This is a genomic window from Streptomyces sp. PTL18 (assembly GCF_059510295.1).
Genome location: NZ_JCAJZO010000017.1, coordinates 122,393 through 140,349 on the forward strand (window position 1 = coordinate 122,393; position 17,957 = coordinate 140,349).

At 72.0% G+C, this 17,957-nt stretch carries 21 protein-coding genes; 6 read left to right on the forward strand and 15 right to left on the reverse strand.

The features are described 5' to 3' along the window. Positions 1-17 precede the first annotated feature (17 nt). The 6 genes from fabG to AC5WS8_RS27475 form a co-directional block, all read right to left on the reverse strand. Entirely contained in the window at positions 18-779 is a 762-nt protein-coding gene (gene fabG / locus AC5WS8_RS27450; protein WP_496106159.1) for a 3-oxoacyl-ACP reductase FabG, read from the reverse strand. Positions 780-951: 172 nt separating this feature from the next. Beyond that, the gene (locus AC5WS8_RS27455) at positions 952-1,335 is read right to left on the reverse strand and encodes a DUF3037 domain-containing protein (protein WP_496106160.1); all 384 of its coding nucleotides are present in this window, start codon (positions 1,333-1,335) and stop codon (positions 952-954) included. Continuing rightward, a complete protein-coding gene (locus tag AC5WS8_RS27460) occupies positions 1,332-2,105 on the reverse strand; it encodes a HipA family kinase (protein WP_496106161.1) in 774 nt (257 codons plus the stop codon). The genes AC5WS8_RS27455 and AC5WS8_RS27460 overlap by 4 nt, the downstream gene beginning before the upstream one ends. Positions 2,106-2,443: 338 nt before the next feature. Next, entirely contained in the window at positions 2,444-4,282 is a 1,839-nt protein-coding gene (locus AC5WS8_RS27465) for an MFS transporter (RefSeq protein WP_496106162.1), read from the reverse strand. Beyond that, positions 4,282-4,752: a MarR family winged helix-turn-helix transcriptional regulator gene (locus AC5WS8_RS27470; RefSeq protein WP_496106163.1), complete on the reverse strand. Its 471-nt coding sequence runs from the start codon at positions 4,750-4,752 to the stop codon at positions 4,282-4,284. Before AC5WS8_RS27470 ends, AC5WS8_RS27465 begins: the two co-directional genes overlap by 1 nt. An 83-nt stretch (positions 4,753-4,835) precedes the next feature. Beyond that, a complete protein-coding gene (locus tag AC5WS8_RS27475; RefSeq protein ID WP_496106164.1) occupies positions 4,836-5,069 on the reverse strand; it encodes a CBS domain-containing protein in 234 nt (77 codons plus the stop codon). Positions 5,070-5,454: 385 nt separating this feature from the next. Here AC5WS8_RS27475 and AC5WS8_RS27480 point away from each other — a divergent pair, with 385 nt between their 5' ends. Continuing rightward, positions 5,455-5,955, forward strand: a complete 501-nt coding sequence (locus AC5WS8_RS27480; RefSeq protein WP_496106165.1) for a Rieske (2Fe-2S) protein — start codon at positions 5,455-5,457, stop codon at positions 5,953-5,955. Between the two features lie 6 nt (positions 5,956-5,961). Here the strand turns inward: AC5WS8_RS27480 and AC5WS8_RS27485 are convergent, their stop codons facing one another. Further along, positions 5,962-6,615, reverse strand: a complete 654-nt coding sequence (locus AC5WS8_RS27485) for a cysteine hydrolase family protein (protein WP_496106166.1) — start codon at positions 6,613-6,615, stop codon at positions 5,962-5,964. A gap of 137 nt (positions 6,616-6,752) precedes the next feature. On the opposite strand from AC5WS8_RS27485, the gene AC5WS8_RS27490 reads away from it, so the two are divergent. Next, on the forward strand, positions 6,753-7,220 hold the full coding sequence (locus AC5WS8_RS27490; protein ID WP_496106167.1) for a pyridoxamine 5'-phosphate oxidase family protein: 468 nt from the start codon (positions 6,753-6,755) through the stop codon (positions 7,218-7,220). A gap of 17 nt (positions 7,221-7,237) precedes the next feature. Here the strand turns inward: AC5WS8_RS27490 and AC5WS8_RS27495 are convergent, their stop codons facing one another. After that, positions 7,238-8,146 carry a LysR family transcriptional regulator gene (locus AC5WS8_RS27495; protein ID WP_496106168.1) on the reverse strand — a complete coding sequence of 303 codons (909 nt, stop codon included), beginning with the start codon at positions 8,144-8,146 and terminating at the stop codon, positions 7,238-7,240. A 74-nt stretch (positions 8,147-8,220) separates the two neighbouring features. Between AC5WS8_RS27495 and AC5WS8_RS27500 the strand changes: the two genes are divergently transcribed. Beyond that, the gene (locus AC5WS8_RS27500) at positions 8,221-9,195 is read left to right on the forward strand and encodes a DMT family transporter (protein WP_496106169.1); all 975 of its coding nucleotides are present in this window, start codon (positions 8,221-8,223) and stop codon (positions 9,193-9,195) included. A 494-nt stretch (positions 9,196-9,689) separates the two neighbouring features. On the opposite strand, the gene AC5WS8_RS27505 is transcribed toward AC5WS8_RS27500, so the two are convergent. Next, entirely contained in the window at positions 9,690-11,021 is a 1,332-nt protein-coding gene (locus AC5WS8_RS27505; protein ID WP_496106170.1) for an aminotransferase class I/II-fold pyridoxal phosphate-dependent enzyme, read from the reverse strand. Positions 11,022-11,057: 36 nt separating this feature from the next. On the opposite strand from AC5WS8_RS27505, the gene AC5WS8_RS27510 reads away from it, so the two are divergent. Then, complete coding sequence (locus AC5WS8_RS27510; RefSeq protein WP_496106171.1) at positions 11,058-11,741, forward strand: pyridoxamine 5'-phosphate oxidase family protein; 684 nt, start codon at positions 11,058-11,060, stop codon at positions 11,739-11,741. 67 nt (positions 11,742-11,808) lie between these two features. Here AC5WS8_RS27510 and AC5WS8_RS27515 read toward each other — a convergent pair whose 3' ends face one another. From AC5WS8_RS27515 to AC5WS8_RS27530, 4 genes are all read right to left on the reverse strand, one after another. Beyond that, positions 11,809-12,762: a DMT family transporter gene (locus AC5WS8_RS27515; protein WP_496106172.1), complete on the reverse strand. Its 954-nt coding sequence runs from the start codon at positions 12,760-12,762 to the stop codon at positions 11,809-11,811. 181 nt (positions 12,763-12,943) lie between these two features. Continuing rightward, positions 12,944-13,957 (reverse strand): EamA family transporter, encoded by a 1,014-nt coding sequence (locus tag AC5WS8_RS27520; protein ID WP_496106173.1) that lies wholly within the window; start codon positions 13,955-13,957, stop codon positions 12,944-12,946. Between the two features lie 25 nt (positions 13,958-13,982). Continuing rightward, entirely contained in the window at positions 13,983-14,546 is a 564-nt protein-coding gene (locus tag AC5WS8_RS27525) for a peptidase (RefSeq protein WP_496106174.1), read from the reverse strand. Positions 14,547-14,550: 4 nt separating this feature from the next. Continuing rightward, positions 14,551-14,730: a hypothetical protein gene (locus AC5WS8_RS27530; protein ID WP_496106175.1), complete on the reverse strand. Its 180-nt coding sequence runs from the start codon at positions 14,728-14,730 to the stop codon at positions 14,551-14,553. 88 nt (positions 14,731-14,818) lie between these two features. Here AC5WS8_RS27530 and AC5WS8_RS27535 point away from each other — a divergent pair, with 88 nt between their 5' ends. Continuing rightward, complete coding sequence (locus AC5WS8_RS27535) at positions 14,819-15,247, forward strand: type II toxin-antitoxin system Rv0910 family toxin (protein ID WP_496106176.1); 429 nt, start codon at positions 14,819-14,821, stop codon at positions 15,245-15,247. Between the two features lie 69 nt (positions 15,248-15,316). On the opposite strand, the gene AC5WS8_RS27540 is transcribed toward AC5WS8_RS27535, so the two are convergent. Then, positions 15,317-15,967 carry a PadR family transcriptional regulator gene (locus tag AC5WS8_RS27540; protein WP_496106177.1) on the reverse strand — a complete coding sequence of 217 codons (651 nt, stop codon included), beginning with the start codon at positions 15,965-15,967 and terminating at the stop codon, positions 15,317-15,319. Positions 15,968-16,311: 344 nt separating this feature from the next. Then, positions 16,312-16,854, reverse strand: coding sequence for a hypothetical protein (locus AC5WS8_RS27545; protein WP_496106178.1), 543 nt, complete (start codon positions 16,852-16,854; stop codon positions 16,312-16,314). Positions 16,855-17,121: 267 nt separating this feature from the next. On the opposite strand from AC5WS8_RS27545, the gene AC5WS8_RS27550 reads away from it, so the two are divergent. Beyond that, positions 17,122-17,931: a PhzF family phenazine biosynthesis protein gene (locus AC5WS8_RS27550; RefSeq protein WP_496106179.1), complete on the forward strand. Its 810-nt coding sequence runs from the start codon at positions 17,122-17,124 to the stop codon at positions 17,929-17,931. Positions 17,932-17,957: the final 26 nt, after the last annotated feature.

A 17,957-nucleotide genomic window follows, 5' to 3' on the forward strand; every position in this document is an offset into this window, starting at 1 on the left:
GTGTGTGTCCCCCGGCCCTAGTCGAGCGGTCCGCCGGCGACGTACAGCACCTGGCCGGAGACGAATCCGGCGGCGTCGCCCGTGAAGAAGGCGATCGCGTTGGCGATGTCCTCGGGCTCACCCACGCGCGCCACGGGGATCTGAGTGGCGGCCGCGGCCTTGAAGTCCTCGAAGCCCATGCCGACGCGCTCGGCGGTGGTCTTGGTCATCTCGGTGGCGATGAACCCCGGGGCGACGGCGTTGGCGGTGATGCCGAACTTGCCGAGCTCCTTGGCCAGGGTCTTGGTGAAGCCCTGCAGACCGGCCTTGGCGGCGGAGTAGTTCACCTGGCCGCGGTTGCCGAGCGCGGAGGACGAGGAGAGGTTGACGATACGCCCGAAGTTCGCGTCGACCATGTACTTCTGGCAGGCCCGGGACATCAGGAAGGCGCCGCGCAGGTGGACGTTCATGACGGTGTCCCAGTCGGAGACGCTCATCTTGAACAGCAGGTTGTCGCGCAGCACGCCGGCGTTGTTGACGAGGACGGTCGGCGCGCCGAGCTCCTCGGCGATCCGCGTGACGGCCGCCTCGACCTGGGCCTCGTCCGAGACGTCGCAGCCGACGGCGACGGCCTTGCCACCGGCGGCGGTGATCTTCTCGACGGTGTCCTTGCACGCGGCCTCGTCGAGGTCGATCACCGCTACGGCACGGCCCTCGGCGGCCAGTCGTACGGCGGTGGCGGCGCCGATGCCGCGCGCGGCGCCGGTGACTACGGCGACCCGCTGATCGGTGGTGGACATTGCTTGGTTCTCCTCGCCCTTGGAAAGCCTGGAACACCTTGGGAACGTCTGCTGCACCGCGTCTGCGGCTCACGGTCGCCCTTCGGTGAGCGACCGCTTAGTACCTTCAGCAGACGTGACGCTAGAAGCCCTGGCACCCGGTGTCAACGGCACACCCGGTGCGTGTGATCCATTACCTCACCAGGAGGTCCAGCAACCGCTCCGCCTCGGCCGCCGGGTCGGCGGTCAGTCCGGTGTGCACGGGTCCGGGCTGCACGACCGTGGAACGGGGCGCGATCAGCCAGCGGAAGCGCCGTCCGGCGTCGTCGAGCGCCGCCTGCCCGGCCGCGGCGCCGCCCGCGCACACGCCCTCGACGGCACTGAGCGCGGCCCGCACGCCCACCACGTCCGCGTCCGGGTCGAGGGCCAGCAGTTTCCGCTCGTCGAGGTGCGTGCGGGCGACGACGAACGACTTGGCGCGGCAGTACACCAGCACGCCCGCGTTGATGCACTCGCCGCGCTCGACCCGCGGTACGACCCGCAGCAGCGCGTACTCGAAGACGTCCCGCTCGCTCACTCGCCCCCCTGACGGGCCTCGAGGCCCTGGATGCGTTCGTGGATGCCGGCGGCGCGGGCGAGCAGCGGCCGTGCGTAGGCCCGGCGCAGTTCCTCCGGGGAGTCGAAGCCGGGCTCGCCGGTCAGCCATGCGTCCGGGATCTGGGCGGTCACCTCGGCCAGCAGTTCCTCGGTGACGAGGGGCGCGAGTTCGGCGGCGGCAGCCGCGACGTCCGGCGCGAAGGGGGCGAGGGCGTGGTCCGAGGCGTCGTAGGGGCGCGCGGCGGAGGCCTCGGCGCCGGGCCAGTTGTGGTGCCAGATCATGGTGGCTCCGTGGTCGATGAGCCACAGCTCGCCATGCCGCATCAGAAGGTTGGGGTTGCGCCAGGAGCGGTCGACGTTGCCCACCAGCGCGTCGAACCAGACGATCCGCCCGGCCTCCTTCGGCCCGACCCCGAACGCGAGCGGGTCGAAGCCGAGCGCGCCGCTCAGGAAGTCCATGCCGAGGTTGAGTCCGCCGCTGCCCTTGAGCAGGTCCTGCACCTCCTGGTCGGGTTCACCGAGGCCCAGCACCGGGTCGAGGCCGAGGGTCACCAGACCGGGTACGCGCAGGCCGAGCCGACGGGCGAGTTCGCCGCTGACGACCTCGGCGACAAGCGTCTTGCGGCCCTGTCCGGCGCCGGCGAACTTCATGACGTAGGTCCCGAGATCGTCGGCCTCGACGAGCCCCGGCAGCGAACCGCCCTCACGCAGCGGCGTGATGTAGCGGGTCACGGTGACTTCTGTCAGCATTTCGCCAGGCTATCCAACTTCTCAGCCTTGCAATCGCCGCCTGCTTCCGGCCGGACGCAGCCGAGGAGCCGGCCGTGCGCCTCCCGCCCCGGCCTCCGGCAGGAAGTGGGCATGATAACCGCCGCCCGCCCGAAGGCGGAGCGGCCTCTCCTGCGCCGGCACGGGACTGGCGTCCACCCGTCGGACCGCGCCGCACCGCCGCACGCCTCTCTCTGGCACGCGAGGCGGGTCCGGCGTCCGACGACCACGTCGTGACGAGCGCACAGCGCGTGATCCGGGGTTCGGTGCGCCCGGTGAGACCCCGGCACGGCGCCCGCGAACCTGGGCGTTCCGTGCCGTTACGAGGACGCGTCCGGCCGCCGCTGTGCTGTCTGCCTGGGTTCGGCCGTGGCGGCGGGCCAGCCCTGTGGAGGGGTGTCGTGGGTGGGACGGACGCCGCCGCGCAGGGCCGAGGCGACGGCCGAGACCAGGGCCATGCCCGCAGCGACGCCGAAGACGATGGTCAGACCGTGGTGGAACGGCCCGGAGACCAGTTGCGGGAAGAAGGTGTGGCCGGTCAGGGTGGCGCGCTGGGGCGTGGAGAGGTGGTCGAGGGTGCCACTGGAGGAAAGCAGGTGCTCGACGGGGTTGTTGCCCAGGAAAGTGGCGAACAGGGTGCTCACCGGCGGCAGCGATGCCGCATGCGCTGCCGCACCGGTGGGCACGCCGTGGGCCGTCAGACCGCTTCGGAGCGCTGCGGGCAGTGATGAGGCCAGGCCGGAGATCATCAGGGAGAAGAACACGCCGATGGACAGGGCGGTCCCCGAGTTCTGGAAGGTGGAGCGCATGCCCGAGGCGACGCCACGGTACTCCGGCGGCACGCTGCCCATGATCGACGACGTGTTCGGCGAGGAGAACATGCCCTGGCCCAGGCCGTTGAGCAGCAGCAGCGCCGCGAACAGCCCGTAGTCGAAGTCGACCGGCAGGGTGAGCAGTCCGAGGAAGGAGGCCGCGACGACGACCAGGCCGACCGTGGAGAACACGCGGGCGCCGAACTTGTCCGACAGGAAACCGGACACCGGACCCGCGATCAGGAAGCCCAGCGTCAGCGGCAGCATGAAGATGCCCGCCCACAGCGGGGTGTCCTCGAACGCGTAGCCGTGCAGGGGCAGCCAGATGCCCTGCAACCAGATGATGAGCATGAACTGCAGCCCGCCGCGCGCGATCGCGGTCAGCAGGGCGGCGAGGTTGCCCGCCGCGAACGCCCGCACCTTGAACAGGGCCAGCTGGAACATGGGTTCGCCGACCTGTGTCTCGACGTAGCAGAAGAGCAGCAGCAGGGCGCCGCCGCCGATCAGCCCGGCCAGCACCCACGGGTTGCCCCAGCCCGTCGCGCTGGAGCCGTAGGGCTGGATGCCGTACGTGATGCCGACGAGCAGGATCCCGGCGCCTCCCGCGAAAGTGATGTTGCCCAGCCAGTCGATGCGCCCGCGACGGCCCGTCGCCGTCTCGCGCAGGCTCAGGTACGACCAGACCGTCCCGGCCACGCTGACCGGCACGCTCACCCAGAACACCGCACGCCAGTCGACGGCGGCGAGCAGGCCGCCGGCGAGAAGCCCGAGGAACTGGCCGGCGAGCGCGGTGATCTGGTTGATACCGAGGGCCGTTCCGCGTTGCCGGGCGGGAAAGGCGTCGGTGAGGATGGCGGCCGAGTTGGCGGTGAGCATGGAACCGCCGAAGGCCTGCACGATGCGCCACAGGATCAGCCACAGGGCGCCGGCGCCGGCCCGGAACGGATCGAGGGACAGCGCGATGGACGCGCAGGCGAAGACGAGGAAGCCCAGGTTGTAGATCCTCACCCGGCCGTACATGTCGCCGAGCCGGCCGAGGACCACGACGAGTACGGCCGACACCAGCAGATAGCCCAGGATCATCCAGAGCAGATAGCCGATGTTGCCGGGCGCCAGCGGGTCGAGTCCGATCCCGCGGAAGATCGCGGGCAGTGAGATGATCACGATGGAGGCATCCATCGTCGCGATCAGCACCCCGAGTGTGGTGTTGGACAGCGCGACCCACTTGTAGCCGGGGCCCGCCGGGGTGTCCTTCCGGCGCGCGGATCGCAGAGCGCCCAGCGCGGACGTGCCGTGCCCGCGCGCCTGGTCCGCGCTGCGGTCGCCGGTACGAGGGGTGCGTGCCATCACAGTTTCTCCGCGAGCCGGTCGAGGAGCGGCAGCGCCGCTCCGAGTGTCTGGCGTTCCTCCGCGGTGAACTCGTCCAGGACGGCCGTCAGACGCCGGACGGACTCCGAACGCCGCTCCGCGAGCATGGCGCGCCCCTCGTCGGTGACGGCCACGACGGCCCGCCGCCCGTCCTCCGCATCAGGCCTACGGCTGACGAGCCCGCGCTGTTCGAGGACGGCGAGCGTGCTCGCCATCGCCTGCGGCCGAACGCGCTCCAGATCGGCCAGGGATCCCGGGGAGTCGGGACCGTCGGCGGCGAGCCGCGCGAGCACCGATACACCGGAGAGCGTCACGTCCCCGACGGCGTGCGCCTGGCGCAGTCGCCGGGTGATACGGCCCACGGCGAGCCGAAGGCCGGAGGCGAGTCGGGCGGTGTCGCTCGGCCCGCGGGGGATGCGCTCACGACCTGCTTCTCCATCCACCTTCACAGGTACTAACAATAGGTTTATCAGTCTGACCTGATCAACCAATGGCGGGTAATGACGCACTCCCCGTCGGGTTCCTGTCCGGATCAGCTTGCGGCCAAAGCCGCGGCGCTCCGGGACCGCAAGAGGAGCAGGTGGCGCAGGCCGACGATGCCCTCCACCCGTGACCGCTCGTCGCGGATGACCACGAGCAGCCGTGTGACGTCGTACCGGGCCATGCGGTTGGCCAGGGCGCGCACGGTCCCGTCGGGGTGGGCGGTGACCGCCGGGACGGGGAGGACGCCGAGCGGTGTACGGCCGCAGGGATCGGCGTGGATCATCCGGCCCCGGGTCACGACGCCACGACGTCGCCGCGGGCGTCGAGCACGGGCAGAGGCGCCGGGCGAGCAGCCGACCGGGATCGCCGCCGTCGCGCGCCGCCCACAGCAGCGCGGTGACCTGGCCTCGTCGACGACCCGCCAACCCCCACCCCGTGGGACAGCCCGGACGCCGCACCCGGTCCCGAGCGGCTGCCGCAGGCCGTGCGTCCGTCCCAAGACGTGCGTCCCTTCGACCCGCGTGTCCCTCCGACAGCGGAACGACAGGCGTGTTTTACGCCTACCTCATCCCGGACAGGTCAGGATCTCGACGGGGTCTGAACGGTCGGTGCCCGCAGACCGTACCTCCGTACAGATTCAGGAAACGTCCGTGGAAGGGAACGTCAGCATGACCAGCGAATCGCTCCAGCCCGTTTCGGCGCCTGCCCGCCGCAGTGTCGTGGCGGCGGTCGGCGTGACGGGGCTCGCCGTCGCGCTGACCGCGTGCGGAGGCTCGAACGACATGTCGTCGTCGAGTTCGTCCGGTTCACAGGACAACAGCAACGGCAACGCGAGCGCCGCCACCACGGGCGGGGGCGGCGGCGCCGCGGCCGGTTCCGGCGGCACGGCCCTGGCGAAGACCGCGGACATCCCCGAAGGCGGCGGAAAGGTCTTCGCCGACCACGGCGTGGTGGTGACCCAGCCGTCGGCGGGCACGTTCAAGGCGTTCTCCTCCAAGTGCACCCACGCGGGCTGCGCGGTGAAGGACATCTCGAACGGCGTGATCAGCTGCCCGTGCCACGGCAGCCAGTTCTCCGCGACCGACGGCAGCGTGAAGAAGGGACCGGCGACCCAGCCCCTGCCCGCCGCGAAGATCGCCGTCTCCGGCGACGAGATCAAGCTGGCCTGACATCCGTCAACCGGCTCGGGCCGCCCGGCGCGGTGGTGCCAGGCAGGTCAGCAGCTCCTCGGTGGTCGTGACGGTGGCGACCAGGGAGAGGGTGTGGCGGATCATCGCCGGGGTGTAGTCGGAGGGCACCCCCGCGATGGCGTCCGCGGGCACCACGGCGGTGTAGCCGCGGTTGACGGCGTCGAACACCGTGTTGGGGATCGCCACGTTGGCCGAGACACCGGTGACGATCAGGGTGCGGCAGCCGAGGTTGCGCAGCAGGGCGTCGACCTCGGTGCCCGTAAGGGGGGACAGCCCGTGCAGCCGGCGTACGACCAAGTCCTCCTCCCGCACCTCGACGGGCGCCGCGACCCGTACCGCCGCGGTGCCGGTCAGCTGCTGGACCGGCAGCCGTTCGGCCGCGCGGAAGAGGCGGGCGTTGCGGCTGGCGCCGCGGCCGTCCGGGCGGCGTTCGGCGATCGCGTGGATCACCTGGACCCCGCCCTCGTGCGCAGCGGCGACCAGCCGGGCGACATTGGCGAGCGCCCCCGAGGAACCGGCCTGACGGGCCAGCTCGGGCAGCGCGCTGTCCGGGCCCAGGACACCCTGCTGGCACTCGACGGTGAGCAGCACCGTGGCCGGAAGGTCCAGGAGGTCCCCGAGGTGTTCGCGCGGTGGCATGGCTCCCCCTGTCGTCGACGGTCCGGGGCGGCGAGGCTAACGACCGTTGCGGACGGACGGAAGACGCCCCGTTCTTTTTTCTGACGTGATGTCAGAGGATTTCTCTGACACGACGTGGGAGAAGAAGAGGGGGCCGCATGACCGTCACCACGCAGCGCCGGGGCCGGAAGATCATGATGACACCGGGGGAGCTGGACGAGTTCCTCGCCACCCAGCGCACCTGCCGGGTGGCGACCGTCTCCGCCGACGGCGCCCCGCACGTCAGCGCCCTGTGGTACGTCTGGGACGGCACCTCGCTATGGCTCTACTCGGTCGTACGGAGCAAGCGCTGGGCGGATCTGGGCCGCGATCGGCGGATCGCCGTCGTGGTGGACACGGGTGAGGAGTACGAGCAGTTGCGAGGTGCCGAGCTGTCCGGCACGGCGGAGTTCGTGGGCGAGATACCGCGCACCGGCGAGCTGTGCGCGGAACTCGACGTGCCGGAGATGCTGTTCGCCCGCAAGAACTTCGCCCTGGAGGAGATGCCGCACGACGGCCGGCACGCGTGGATCCGGCTGACCCCGACGAAGATCGTCTCCTGGGACTTCCGCAAGCTGGGCGCGTAGCGCGCCCCCCTGCTCGCTCACCCGGCCGTCACGGCCTCCCCGGCCGCCCGCAACGCCTGCACCGCCGCCCGGATCGACGGGCGGCGGTCGGCGTCGGCGCGCCAGATCACGTAGACGTGCCGTCGCACCTGCTGCCGCACGGGCACGGTCACCACCCCGAGCGGCACCGGGTCGCGCCCGAGGCGCGGCGCGATGCACACCCCGAGCCCGGCGGCGACCAGCCCGAGCTGGGTGTGCGTCTCCCCCGCGCGGTGACCGACACACGGCTCGATTCCCTTGGAGCGCAGGGTGAACATGAGCCACTCATGGCAGAACTCGCCGTCGCCCCAGGTGATCCACTCGTCGTCGGCGAACTCCTCCAGGCCCACCTCCGCCCGGCCGGCGAGCCGGTGCCCGGCCGGCACCGCCACATCCGCCGGATCATCCAGGATCGCCGCCTTCACCAGGCCGTCCGGCAGCGGCATCGGCTTGTTGTACCAGTCGAGGACGACCGCGAGGTCGAGGTCACCGCGCACCACACCGGCCACTCCTTCCTCCGGTTCCAGCTCGCTCGAGCGCAGTCGCAGCGCCGGATGGTCGGCGTGCAGGGCTGCCAGCGCGGTGGGGAACAGTCCGCGGGCCGCCGTGGGAAAGGCCGACAGGCGCAGTTCGCCCGCCACCTGCCCGCGCTGTGCCTCCAGGTCGGCCTCGGCGAGTGCGACCTGCGACAGGATCCGCGCCGCGTGCTCGGCGAGCAGTCGGCCGGCGTCCGTGAGCCGCACCCCGCGCCCGTTCCTGGCCAGGAGTCGCTGCCCCACCTCGCGCTCGAGCTTGGCCATCTGCTGGGAGACGGCCGAGGTGGTCACGTGCAGTCCCTCGGCGGCACCGCTGACCGAGCCGTGCCGGGCGAGGGCGTCAAGGGTGCGCAGGCGCTCCAGGTTCAACATGTAAGGAATGCTACGAGGTACCAGGTGCGAAGTCTCGATTGTGCTACGAGATCGTCGGGGACATCGTGGAGGCCATGAGCACCGTCACCACTCCGCGAACCGTCACCACCCCCACCACCGCCTCCCGCCGCCGGGCCGCCCTCGACTGGCGGATCCGCTTCGCCCTCCTCTCACTGATCTGGGGTTTCAGCTTCCTGTTCATCAAGGTCGGCACCGGGGCGTACGCTCCGTTCCAGGTCACGCTCGGCCGGCTGGTCTTCGGCACGGCGGTGCTCGCCGTGGCCATGGCGGTCAAGCGCGAGCGTCTGCCCCGCTCCGCCCGCACCTGGGGGCACCTGGCGGTCGCGGGTCTCCTCCTCAACGCCCTGCCGTTCTCCCTCTTCGCCTACGCGGAACTGACGATCCCCTCGACGCTCGCCGGGATCTGCAACGCGACCTCGCCGCTGTGGGGCATGCTCCTGTCCCTGGTGGCACTGTCGGAGGACCGGCCGACGCGGCGCCGCGTGGCGGGACTCGGCATCGGCTTTCTCGGTGTGCTGACGGTGCTCGGCGCCTGGCAGGGCTTCCACGGCCTGGACCTGACGGGCACGGCGCTGGCCCTGCTGGCCTCACTGAGCTACCCGGTGGGCTGGATCTACGTCCGCCGCACCCTGGCCGGTGGCGGCCATTCGCATCTGTCGCTCACGGGCGGCCAGTTGCTGCTGGCCACGCTGCAACTGGCCGTCGTCACCCCGCTGTTCACCACCCTGCCCACGCACGTCGCGGTCCTGCCCCTGTTGGCGATCGCCGCGCTGGGCGCGCTCGGCACGGGTGTGGCGATGCTGCTCCAGTACGGCGTCGTCGCCGAGGTCGGCCCGACGACGGCACAGATGGTCACGTACTTCGTCCCGGTCGTCGCCATCGCGGCGGGCGTGACGCTCCTGGGCGAGTCGCCGACCTGGTCGACACCGGTCGGTGCGCTGATCGTCCTGGCGGGCGCGGCCCTGACCCAGTCCCGCCCGAAGGCGGAGCGGGACCGGGGCCCGTCCTTCGGATCAGGCCGGCGGTGAGGAAGTCCCCGCCGAGGGGGTGCCGTGCCACGCATCACCGCGCCGCACCGCCGACAGGCGCCCCCTGAAGCACACGGAGGCGGCCTTTCCCTTCGCCCCTGGCCTGATCTCACGCAGCCGGCCGACGCGGGCGGCGCGCATCGAACCGCCGCGACCGGCCCGTGCCGCACCATGTTGAACCTTCGAGTGGTCATCCTCGGAAGGGCGGTTACAAGGCCCTTGGACGGCTCCAGTACGACAAGAGGGTGGACGGACGTATCGCCCGGCACAGGGCCGGCGGCGAGGAGGTCGCCCGAAAGAGCGACGGCAGCCTTGTGCCGATGACGATCCCCAGTGCTGTGGCCGGAAGGGTTTGCCGGAAGGCTCGCGGCGTCCGGTGCGGTGCATCGCAAGGCGGAGCATCGCCCGCGTACCGGATGTACGCGGGTGATGCGACAACGCGGCGAGGTGCCGTGCCGGGCGTCGCGAGCCGGTGAACCTCTCCGGCCACAGCACTAGACGTAGCTGCGGGCAGGGGCCGGTCCCAGGGCGGAGGCGACCGCGTCCGCCAGGGGCCCGATGTCGTCCGCGGACAGGGTCGAGACGGTGATCCGCATACCCGGCGGCGCGTTCAGCCGGAAACGGGCACCGGGTGCGACGGCCCAGCCGGCGTGCAGCAGCCGCGCGACCGCGCCGGTCTCGTCGGGCACCGGCACCCACACGTTCATCCCGGTGACGCCGTGGGCGGGGACACCGCGCGCGGCGAGCGCGTCGATCAGCGCGCCGCGGCGCGAGCCGTACTCCGCCGCGACCGCCCGCGCGTCCACCAGGCCGTCCGTCCACAGACGGACCACCGCCCGTTGCACGAGCAGGCTCACCCACCCGGGCCCGAGCCGCTGCCGCCCGCGCACCCGGTCCACGGTGTCGGTGTCCCCGGTGAGTACCGCCAGGCGCAGGTCGGGGCCGTACGCCTTGGCGACCGAGCGGATGAGGGCCCAGTGGCGGGTGACTCCGGCCAGGGGACGGAGGGGCACGTCGACGATCCCGTGGCCGTGGTCGTCCTCGATCACGAGCGTCCCGGGATGCTCCCTGAGCACGGAGCGCAGGGCCCGCGCGCGGGCGGTGCTCACCGCTGCCCCGGTCGGATTCTGTGCCCGGTCCGTGACGATGAGGGCGCGCGTCCCGGCCTCCAGGGCGGCGCGTACCGCCTCGGGCAGCGGCCCCTCGTCGTCGACGCCGACGGGTACCGTGCGCAGCCCGAGCGCGGGCACGAGGTCGAGGGTCCTGCCCCAGCCGGGGTCCTCTACGGCGACGGTGTCCCCGGTCTTCAGATGGGCGGCGAGCACCCGTTCGACGGCGTCCAGCGAGCCGGAGACGACGGCGAGCGGGCCGTCCGGCACCCCGTCGGCGTCCAGGGCGGCCCGCGCGAGGCGCGCCAGCTCCGGCTCCACGGCGACGTCGCCGTACAACACCGGTGCGCGGTCGCCCTCGGCGGCGGCTGCCGCGAACACCTCCGCCAGCGGGGGCAGCAACGCCGGATCCGGGTTGCCGCTCGACAGGTCGCGTACGCCCTCGGGCACGTCCACGCGGATGTGGTCCCGGCCCGTCGTGGCCGGCGTCGGCCGCACCCGGCTGCCCCGGCGTCCGGCGGTCTCGATGACGCCGCGCTCACGCAGGATGCGGTACGCGGCCGCGACGGTGTTCGGGTTGACGCCCAGCTCGACGGCCAGATCCCGTTGGGGCGGCAGCAGCTGACCGGGCACCAGTTCCCCGGAAGCCACCGCGCGCTCGACGCCGGCGGCAATCTCCGCTGCGCGCCGCCCTGTGAACCGATATCCTCCTAGCACAAAGACAATTATGCACTAGTGCAATGGAGAGCGCACATGCAGGGGATCCCGCAGCCGACACCGCAGCCCGCCGCCTACACCCCGACCGACCGCACCGTCCCCACGCGCTCCGCGGGCCGTGCGTCGTACGACAAGGAGCTGGTGCACGCGATACTCGACGAGGGTCACGTCTGCCATCTCGGCTTCGTCCGCGACGGCGCCCCGGTCGTACTGCCCACGTTGTACGGACGCGTCGGCGAGCGGCTGTACGTCCACGGTTCGACGGGCTCGCGCCCGCTGCGGATGACGGGCGAGGCCGATGCGGGGCTTCCGGTCTGCCTGACGGTGACGCACGTCGACGGCCTGGTCCTGGCCCGCTCGGCGTTCCACCACTCGATCAACTACCGCTCCGTGGTGGTGCACGGCATCGCCCGCCAGGTCACGGATCCGGAGGAGAAGCGGACGGCCCTGGACGCACTGGTCGACCACGTGGTGCCGGGCCGCTCGCGCGACTCCCGGCCCGCCAGCAGGAAGGAGCTGGCCGCCACCGCCGTGATCCGCCTCGACCTGGACGAGGTCTCCGCCAAGCTGCGCACCGGCGGCGTGAACGACGAGCCCGAGGACTTGGCGCTCCCCCACTGGGCCGGGGTGGTTCCGGTCCGCAGGGAGTACGGGACCCCGCTCCCGGACGCCGGCCTGGCGCCCGGCATCGGCGTGCCGGACTACCTGGCGGCCCTCTGACGACGTCTCACGCGTGCGGAACCTCACCGGAGTCCGGGGACGGCGGCAAGGTTCCCCACCTGTCCCGTCACGCGAAAACCGGTTCCTCCCGCCGCGCCCGGGCCCCGCGTGCCTCCGCGAGTGCGAGCCCCGCGACCGAGCCCAGCATCAGTGCCGTGCCGGCGAACGTCGCCGCCGTGAGCCGTTCCCCGAGCAGGGCGACGGCCAGGACCGCCGCACCGACGGGCTCGAGCAGCATGATCACCGACACGGTGGCGGACCGCACGACGGCCGCGCCCGCGAAGTACAGGGCGTAGGCCAGTGCCGTGGGGACCGCCGCGATGTACGCCAGCAACCCCAACAGCGCGACGGGGTGGGCGGCGTGCGGGAGCAGCCCCTCGCCCAGTGCGAACGGCAGCAGGCACACACTGGTGACCGCGAACGCCGACACGGTCGTGGCGGACCCGTCGACCCCGCTGTCACGCCCCCACCACCGGGTGAGCAGCGTCATGGCGCTGTAGCCGGCCGCCGACAGGACCGCGAGCAGCACCCCCCACGGGCGCGCGGTCGCGTCACCGCCGCCGAGCACGAGCACCCCCAGTCCGCAGAGCGCCCCGGCGACGGCGCTCACCCCGCCGCGCCCGAGCCGCTCCCCGAGGGCGAAGCGGGCGCCGAGGGCGATGAGGACGGGGCCGGCGCCCAGGGTGACGACGGTCGCCACCGCGAGCCCTGTGGCGGAGACGGCCGCAAAGTAGGCGGTCTGGAATACGGCGAGCCCCAGGCCGGTGGCGCAGGCCCGCAGCGCCCTGCGGCCGAGCGGCCCGGGTACGGCAGTGGGGGTGGCCCGCGGGCGCATCCGGCGGGCGGCGGCCAGCAGCACGAGCCCGGCCGCGCAGCGCCAGAAGGACAGGGCCACGGGCCCCATGTCACTGGCCCGGTAGACCAGGGAGGCGGCCGCGCCCGCGGTGCCCCAGGCCGTACCGGCGGCGATCAGATAGAGAAGGCCTCGCCCGACGGGCAGGCCGGAAGCAGCATTCGACACGAGTTTTCTCCGCAGAGGTGCAGAAGTTCGGCGGGGGACCCGTCATGTGCCGGGTCCGTGGACTTCTTCTGCGGGCAGCACACCGCTGCGCCCGGCGGTGGGCCGGGCGCGGTTTCCGGAGGGCCCGCCTCAGGCGGCCGGAGGCGGAAGAACGAGCGCGTCCGAATGCATGATCAACACCCTAGGCCGCGGCTTCGCAGGCCGGCAACTCCCTTTCCTCGCCTTCCTCGCCGGCGCTCGGGACCGGCTCCGCGGAGCCCTGCGCGGGCGCTGACGACTGGGCGATGAAGGCACCCACGAGGACCACGGCACCGCCGATGATCTGCGGCGTCGAGAGGTGCTCGCCGAGCAGCACCCACGCCAGCACGGTGGCGATGACCGCTTCGAGGCAGGCCACGACGCCCGCGACCTGCGGCGAGAGCCGGCGCACGGACAGCACGCCGGTGACATAGGCGAGGACCGTGGCGATCAGGACGATCCACGCCAGGAGGACGGCGGCGGGAACGGGCGTGCCGTCCATGTCCGCGGTGCCGGCGAGCACCGTCCAGTCCATGGTCCAGGGGCGGGCGACCACGGTGAGCACGGCGGCTCCGCCCAGCAGCCCGTACGCGATGACGCCGAGCGGGTCGGGGGCCCGGTCACCCGCTTCGCCGCCCTGGTCGGACAGGACGAAGTAGCCGACCTGGCAGCAGGCGGCGCAGAGCGCGAGCAGCAGTCCGAGGGGGTCGAAGTCGAGCCCGGACCACACCTCGACGACGCAGGCCAGTCCGCCGACCGCGAGGACCACACCGACCGCCGCGGCGCGCGTCACCGGCCGCCGCTGCACGAAGCGCACCCAGCCCAGGACGAGCGCGGGCGCCAGATACTCGATGAGCAGCGCGACACCGACGGGTATGCGGGAGAGCGCGGCGAAGTAGCAGGCCTGGACACCGGCCACGGCGAGCAGTCCGAACCCGGCGAGCAGGGCGGGGCGTCGGCGCAGCAGGGCCCGGTGGCGTACGGCGAGCGGAAGCATCACGAGAGCGGCCCCCGTGACCCGCAGCCACACCACGTGCAGGGGGTCGAGCCCCGCCTGGATCAGCGGCTTGGCCGCCACGCCCGATCCACCGAAGGCGACGGCGGACGCGAGCGCGAGCCCCAGCCCGACACCTCTGCCCCTCTTGCGCTGACTGCCCTGAGACCTGTGCACCGGCACATGATGACAGGCGACGACATGAGCGTCACCTCTGGTAGCTCCTGTCTCGGCGGCTGGACGCAACCGCGCCCGCCGCCGCGATCCGGTCGGCCGGCGCCCGCGCGCCGACGCCCGCACGGGCGAGGACCTCGACGGCCCGTGACTCCGGGTCCGCGACCATCGCCGCGAGCAGGTCGAGCCCGCGTGCGCGGGTGTCGCCGCGCCCTGCAGCACGCCCGTGCGCCGCGCCCAGGGCTGCGGCCGCGGCCGGCGACCAGCCGTCCGGGTCCTTGGGCACCGGCACCACGCCCGAGCCCTCCACGCCGGTCCGCCAGCGCAGGCCGTAGCCGATGGCGCGCTGGACGAGGTAGCCGAGCAGCCGGGCCACCTGCGGCCCGTCGAAGACGGCGCGCACCTCGGGGTCGGACTCCAACAGCGTGTGCAGCAGATGGGCGGTGTCGATCTGTCGGTCCCCGTCGCGCAGCGCCCTCCTGCGTGCGGCGGAGAGCACCGCCGCCAGCTCCGCGGTGACCCTGGCATCGAACGGGGGCTGGTGCGTGGCGCCTTCGGCAGCCGGTTGCCGGACATGATGGGGTGGCACATCCTCCACCCCATCAGGCCCAGCGCTCGGAGTCGTCCTCGGCGAGCAGCATGTGCGCGTCCGACACAGGTTGGGCATGGCCGACCCGGTTCTCCTCCTTACGGATGACAGCACGCCGTTTCCCCTCAGGGCCCGGGCGCCGGTCCCGACCGCCGCCGGTGCGCGATCGGCGCCGCCACATCTGACTGCTCATCAGTATTGAATAGTGCGGAGCCTGCAGCTACGTTCCGCGACACCACGAGCTGCGCCCGGCGCAGCAGCGGACGCGAAGGGGTGGTCGCATGGCCGAAGTCAGCGCGGAAGCTCGCATCGAGGCCCCCGCCGAGAAGGTGTGGGCCACACTCACCGACTGGTCGGCGTACGGCCGGTGGAACGCGACCCACACCGGCTTCCCGAGGGGCGGTCCCGAAACCCTCGAGGTGGGCGGGACCTTCGCGGAGAACATGAAGCTCATGGGCTTCCCGGCCGAGGTCACCTGGACCATCGACGAACTGCGCCCGGGGCGGGTGCTGTCCATCCGCGGCAAGGGACCGATGGCGGTGGACCTCGCCACCCGCTACACGCTGACGCCGGACGGCGGAGCCACCTCGGTGCGTGTCGACGGGGAGTTCACCGGCGCGGCGGTCTCCCTCATGGCGGGCAGGCTGAAGGACTCGGCGACGGCCGCGCTGAACGAGTCGCTGCGCAGGCTGGACGCACTGCTCTCCTGAGAGGACCTACGGCGACACGAAGGCGCCCCGCGGACGCGGTGCCGCGGGGCGCCGGACCTCACCGTGCCGTCAGTGCTCGTCGGCGAGGATCAGGTAGAGCTTCTTGCGGGCCTCGTTGATGACGGCGAGGGCCTTGTCGCGCTGGTCCTTGTCACCGGTCTTCCAGACCTGGCCGAACGCCTCCATCAGACCGACACCGGCCTGCCGGATCTCGTGCAGCGCCTCCCAGTCGACGCCGCGCGAGGCCTCCTCCCAGGGGGCGTCGGGGCCCTCGTCGGCCGCTGCGCGACCCGGTTCGGTGAGCGAGAAGAGCTTCTTGCCCCCCTCGCTCTCACTGGTGATCAGGCCCTCGTCCTCCAGCAGTTGGAGGGTCGGGTACACCGAGCCAGGGCTGGGCTTCCACGCCCCCCCGCTGCGCTCGGCGATCTCCTGGATCATCTCGTAGCCGTGCATGGGCCGGTCCCTGAGGAGGGCCAGGATCGACGCCCGCACGTCGCCGCGTCGCGCCCTGCCCCGCGGGCCGCCCCGGCCGCGTCCGCCCCAGGGGCCACCCGGGCCGAAGAAGCCCGGCCCCCCGCCGAAGCCGGGGCCACCGGGTCCGCCCGGCCCGAAGGGCCCGAAGGCTTCGCGCCGACCGTCGAAACCGCCCCCCATCTGACGGCCGGGGCCGCCGTGGTGTCCGTGTCGCTCGTATCCGAAGTCCTGTCCACGGGTACGCAACACAACCACTCCATTCCATCGTTGATCTGTCGCGATGCTTCAACGATATATCGGGACTGTTCGCATGACAAGCCTCTGCCGCAGCAGTCGTTCGGGCTCCCGTCTCAGCGCACCTGGTCGCGCGACTCAGGCAGGTCGAGTTCGAGTCGTGGCCGGAGCGGGACCGGCTGCCACCGGGCGTCTTGTGATGAGACAGGTGAGACAGGCGCAAGGCATACCCCCGCCCCAGCCGTCATCCCATCCGGCACATGTGCCACAACCACTCCACCACGCCCACCGAGACGCCGACCCCCGGTCGAAAAGGTCGGGCCAGAGTGCACATCGCAGGTGAAGACGACCCCTTGTCACGCGCTGTCGACGTGCGATGCTCGAAGCCATGCTGCCTCGAACTCATCCGGGTCGATTTCCTTGTCCGCCCACTCAGGGTCGAAGAGGTCCACAACTGGCGGATTGAACGTCCAGTCGTCGGGGCCGCTCTTCAGCGCGGTTCCGTCGTCGGCGAGCTCCACCTGACGCAACCTGCGGCCATTGGAGCCGACCTCGATGAAGTAGGTCGCGGGTTCATCGCCGTCGCCATCCCAGCGGCGCCGAAGGTGCACGATGCTCCGCTCCGCAAGCGCGCCGAAACCAGGGCGGCCGCGTTGTGCGTTGCGCTTGGCTCGCAGCTCGTCCAGGCCCGGAGGCATGGTCGGCTCGTCGATGTCGACTTCGTCGAGGTCCCCGTCAGCCCGCTCGATGGCCTCTGGCCTGTCGACCACCTCGACCTCCGCGAAGGTCTCAAGGACCTCTCGGGCCGATCGCGCGTGGACCCACCACCATGAACCGCCCATGCCGTAGTCGTGCAGGACGAGAAAGCGTGACTTCGGCGCGGGGCTGGTGCTTGTCATATCGGCCGAGCATAGGTGAGCGCGATCACGTCCGGTGGACTCGAATGTCGCGGCAGCGGTGCTGGCCAGATCGTCTGAGACAACAGCCACCATTCACGCCCCAGGGAGCACATCGTCTGGGATTTCCGGCCGCCACGCGTCTCAGATGATTCTGGTCACCGCAGGTCGCGGCCCTGGCCCCAGACCAGGTCAATCGAGACGGGACACCAGTCCAGCCGCCCGCAATTGGCCTTGGCCGTCCCGGCCGCAGGCCCCTAGCCTCGGCCCATGCGGATTCGTATCGTCGACGCCTTCACCGACCGCCCCTTCGCCGGCAACCCGGCCGGGGTCCTCCTGCTCGACGCCTTCCCCGACGACGACTGGCTCCAGAAGGTGGCCCGCGAGGTCAACCACGCCGAGACCGCCTTCGCACACCGTCTGCCGGGGGGAGGAGGGGCCGACTGGGCGCTGCGCTGGTTCACCCCCGCCACGGAGGTCGCCCTGTGCGGCCACGCCACCCTGGCCACCGCCCACGTCCTGCACACCACGGGCGCCCACGAGGGCCCCGTACGCTTCGCCACCCGCACCGGTGTCCTCAGCGCCACGCCACACGACGACGGCTCGGTCACGCTGGACTTCCCCACCGCGCCGCTCACCCCCGTAGAGATCCCCGACGGTGTGGCCGAGGCTCTCGGCGCGGAGCCCCGAACCGCCGTCGACACCGGCCCGAGCGTCGGCGACCTGGTCCTCGAGCTCGCCGACGAGAAGACGGTCCTCGGCCTCACCCCGGATCTCCGGGCGCTCGGCCGCCACTCACAGCGCGGCGTCATCGCCACCGCCCGCGCCGAGGATCCCTCCCGCGGGTACGACTTCGTCTCGCGCTGCTTCTTCCCGAACGTCGGCATCGACGAGGACCCGGTCACCGGCAGCGCCCACACCGCTCTGGCCCCCTACTGGTCCGAGCGTCTCGGCCGCCCCGAGCTCACCGGGCTGCAGGCGTCCCCGCGCTCCGGCCGCGTCCGCACGGAACTCCGCGGCGACCGCACCCTGCTCACGGGCCACGCGGTCACCGTCATCGAGGGCGAACTGCTCGCGTGACGGCACACCAGGGGGCAAACAACGCC

Bases quoted from the DNA above. Each gene is read 5' to 3' on its own strand.
- AC5WS8_RS27535 (WP_496106176.1), top strand. From the start codon at position 14,819: ATGGCCGAAGTCAGCGCGGAAGCTCGCATCGAGGCCCCCGCCGAGAAG.
- fabG (WP_496106159.1), bottom strand. From the start codon at position 779: ATGTCCACCACCGATCAGCGGGTCGCCGTAGTCACCGGCGCCGCGCGC.
- AC5WS8_RS27480 (WP_496106165.1), top strand. From the start codon at position 5,455: ATGACCAGCGAATCGCTCCAGCCCGTTTCGGCGCCTGCCCGCCGCAGT.
- AC5WS8_RS27485 (WP_496106166.1), bottom strand. From the start codon at position 6,615: ATGCCACCGCGCGAACACCTCGGGGACCTCCTGGACCTTCCGGCCACG.
- AC5WS8_RS27550 (WP_496106179.1), top strand. From the start codon at position 17,122: ATGCGGATTCGTATCGTCGACGCCTTCACCGACCGCCCCTTCGCCGGC.
- AC5WS8_RS27545 (WP_496106178.1), bottom strand. From the start codon at position 16,854: ATGACAAGCACCAGCCCCGCGCCGAAGTCACGCTTTCTCGTCCTGCAC.
- AC5WS8_RS27475 (WP_496106164.1), bottom strand. From the start codon at position 5,069: ATGATCCACGCCGATCCCTGCGGCCGTACACCGCTCGGCGTCCTCCCC.
- AC5WS8_RS27530 (WP_496106175.1), bottom strand. From the start codon at position 14,730: ATGAGCAGTCAGATGTGGCGGCGCCGATCGCGCACCGGCGGCGGTCGG.
- AC5WS8_RS27490 (WP_496106167.1), top strand. From the start codon at position 6,753: ATGACCGTCACCACGCAGCGCCGGGGCCGGAAGATCATGATGACACCG.
- AC5WS8_RS27500 (WP_496106169.1), top strand. From the start codon at position 8,221: ATGAGCACCGTCACCACTCCGCGAACCGTCACCACCCCCACCACCGCC.
- AC5WS8_RS27460 (WP_496106161.1), bottom strand. From the start codon at position 2,105: ATGCTGACAGAAGTCACCGTGACCCGCTACATCACGCCGCTGCGTGAG.
- AC5WS8_RS27510 (WP_496106171.1), top strand. From the start codon at position 11,058: ATGCAGGGGATCCCGCAGCCGACACCGCAGCCCGCCGCCTACACCCCG.
- AC5WS8_RS27465 (WP_496106162.1), bottom strand. From the start codon at position 4,282: ATGGCACGCACCCCTCGTACCGGCGACCGCAGCGCGGACCAGGCGCGC.
- AC5WS8_RS27495 (WP_496106168.1), bottom strand. From the start codon at position 8,146: ATGTTGAACCTGGAGCGCCTGCGCACCCTTGACGCCCTCGCCCGGCAC.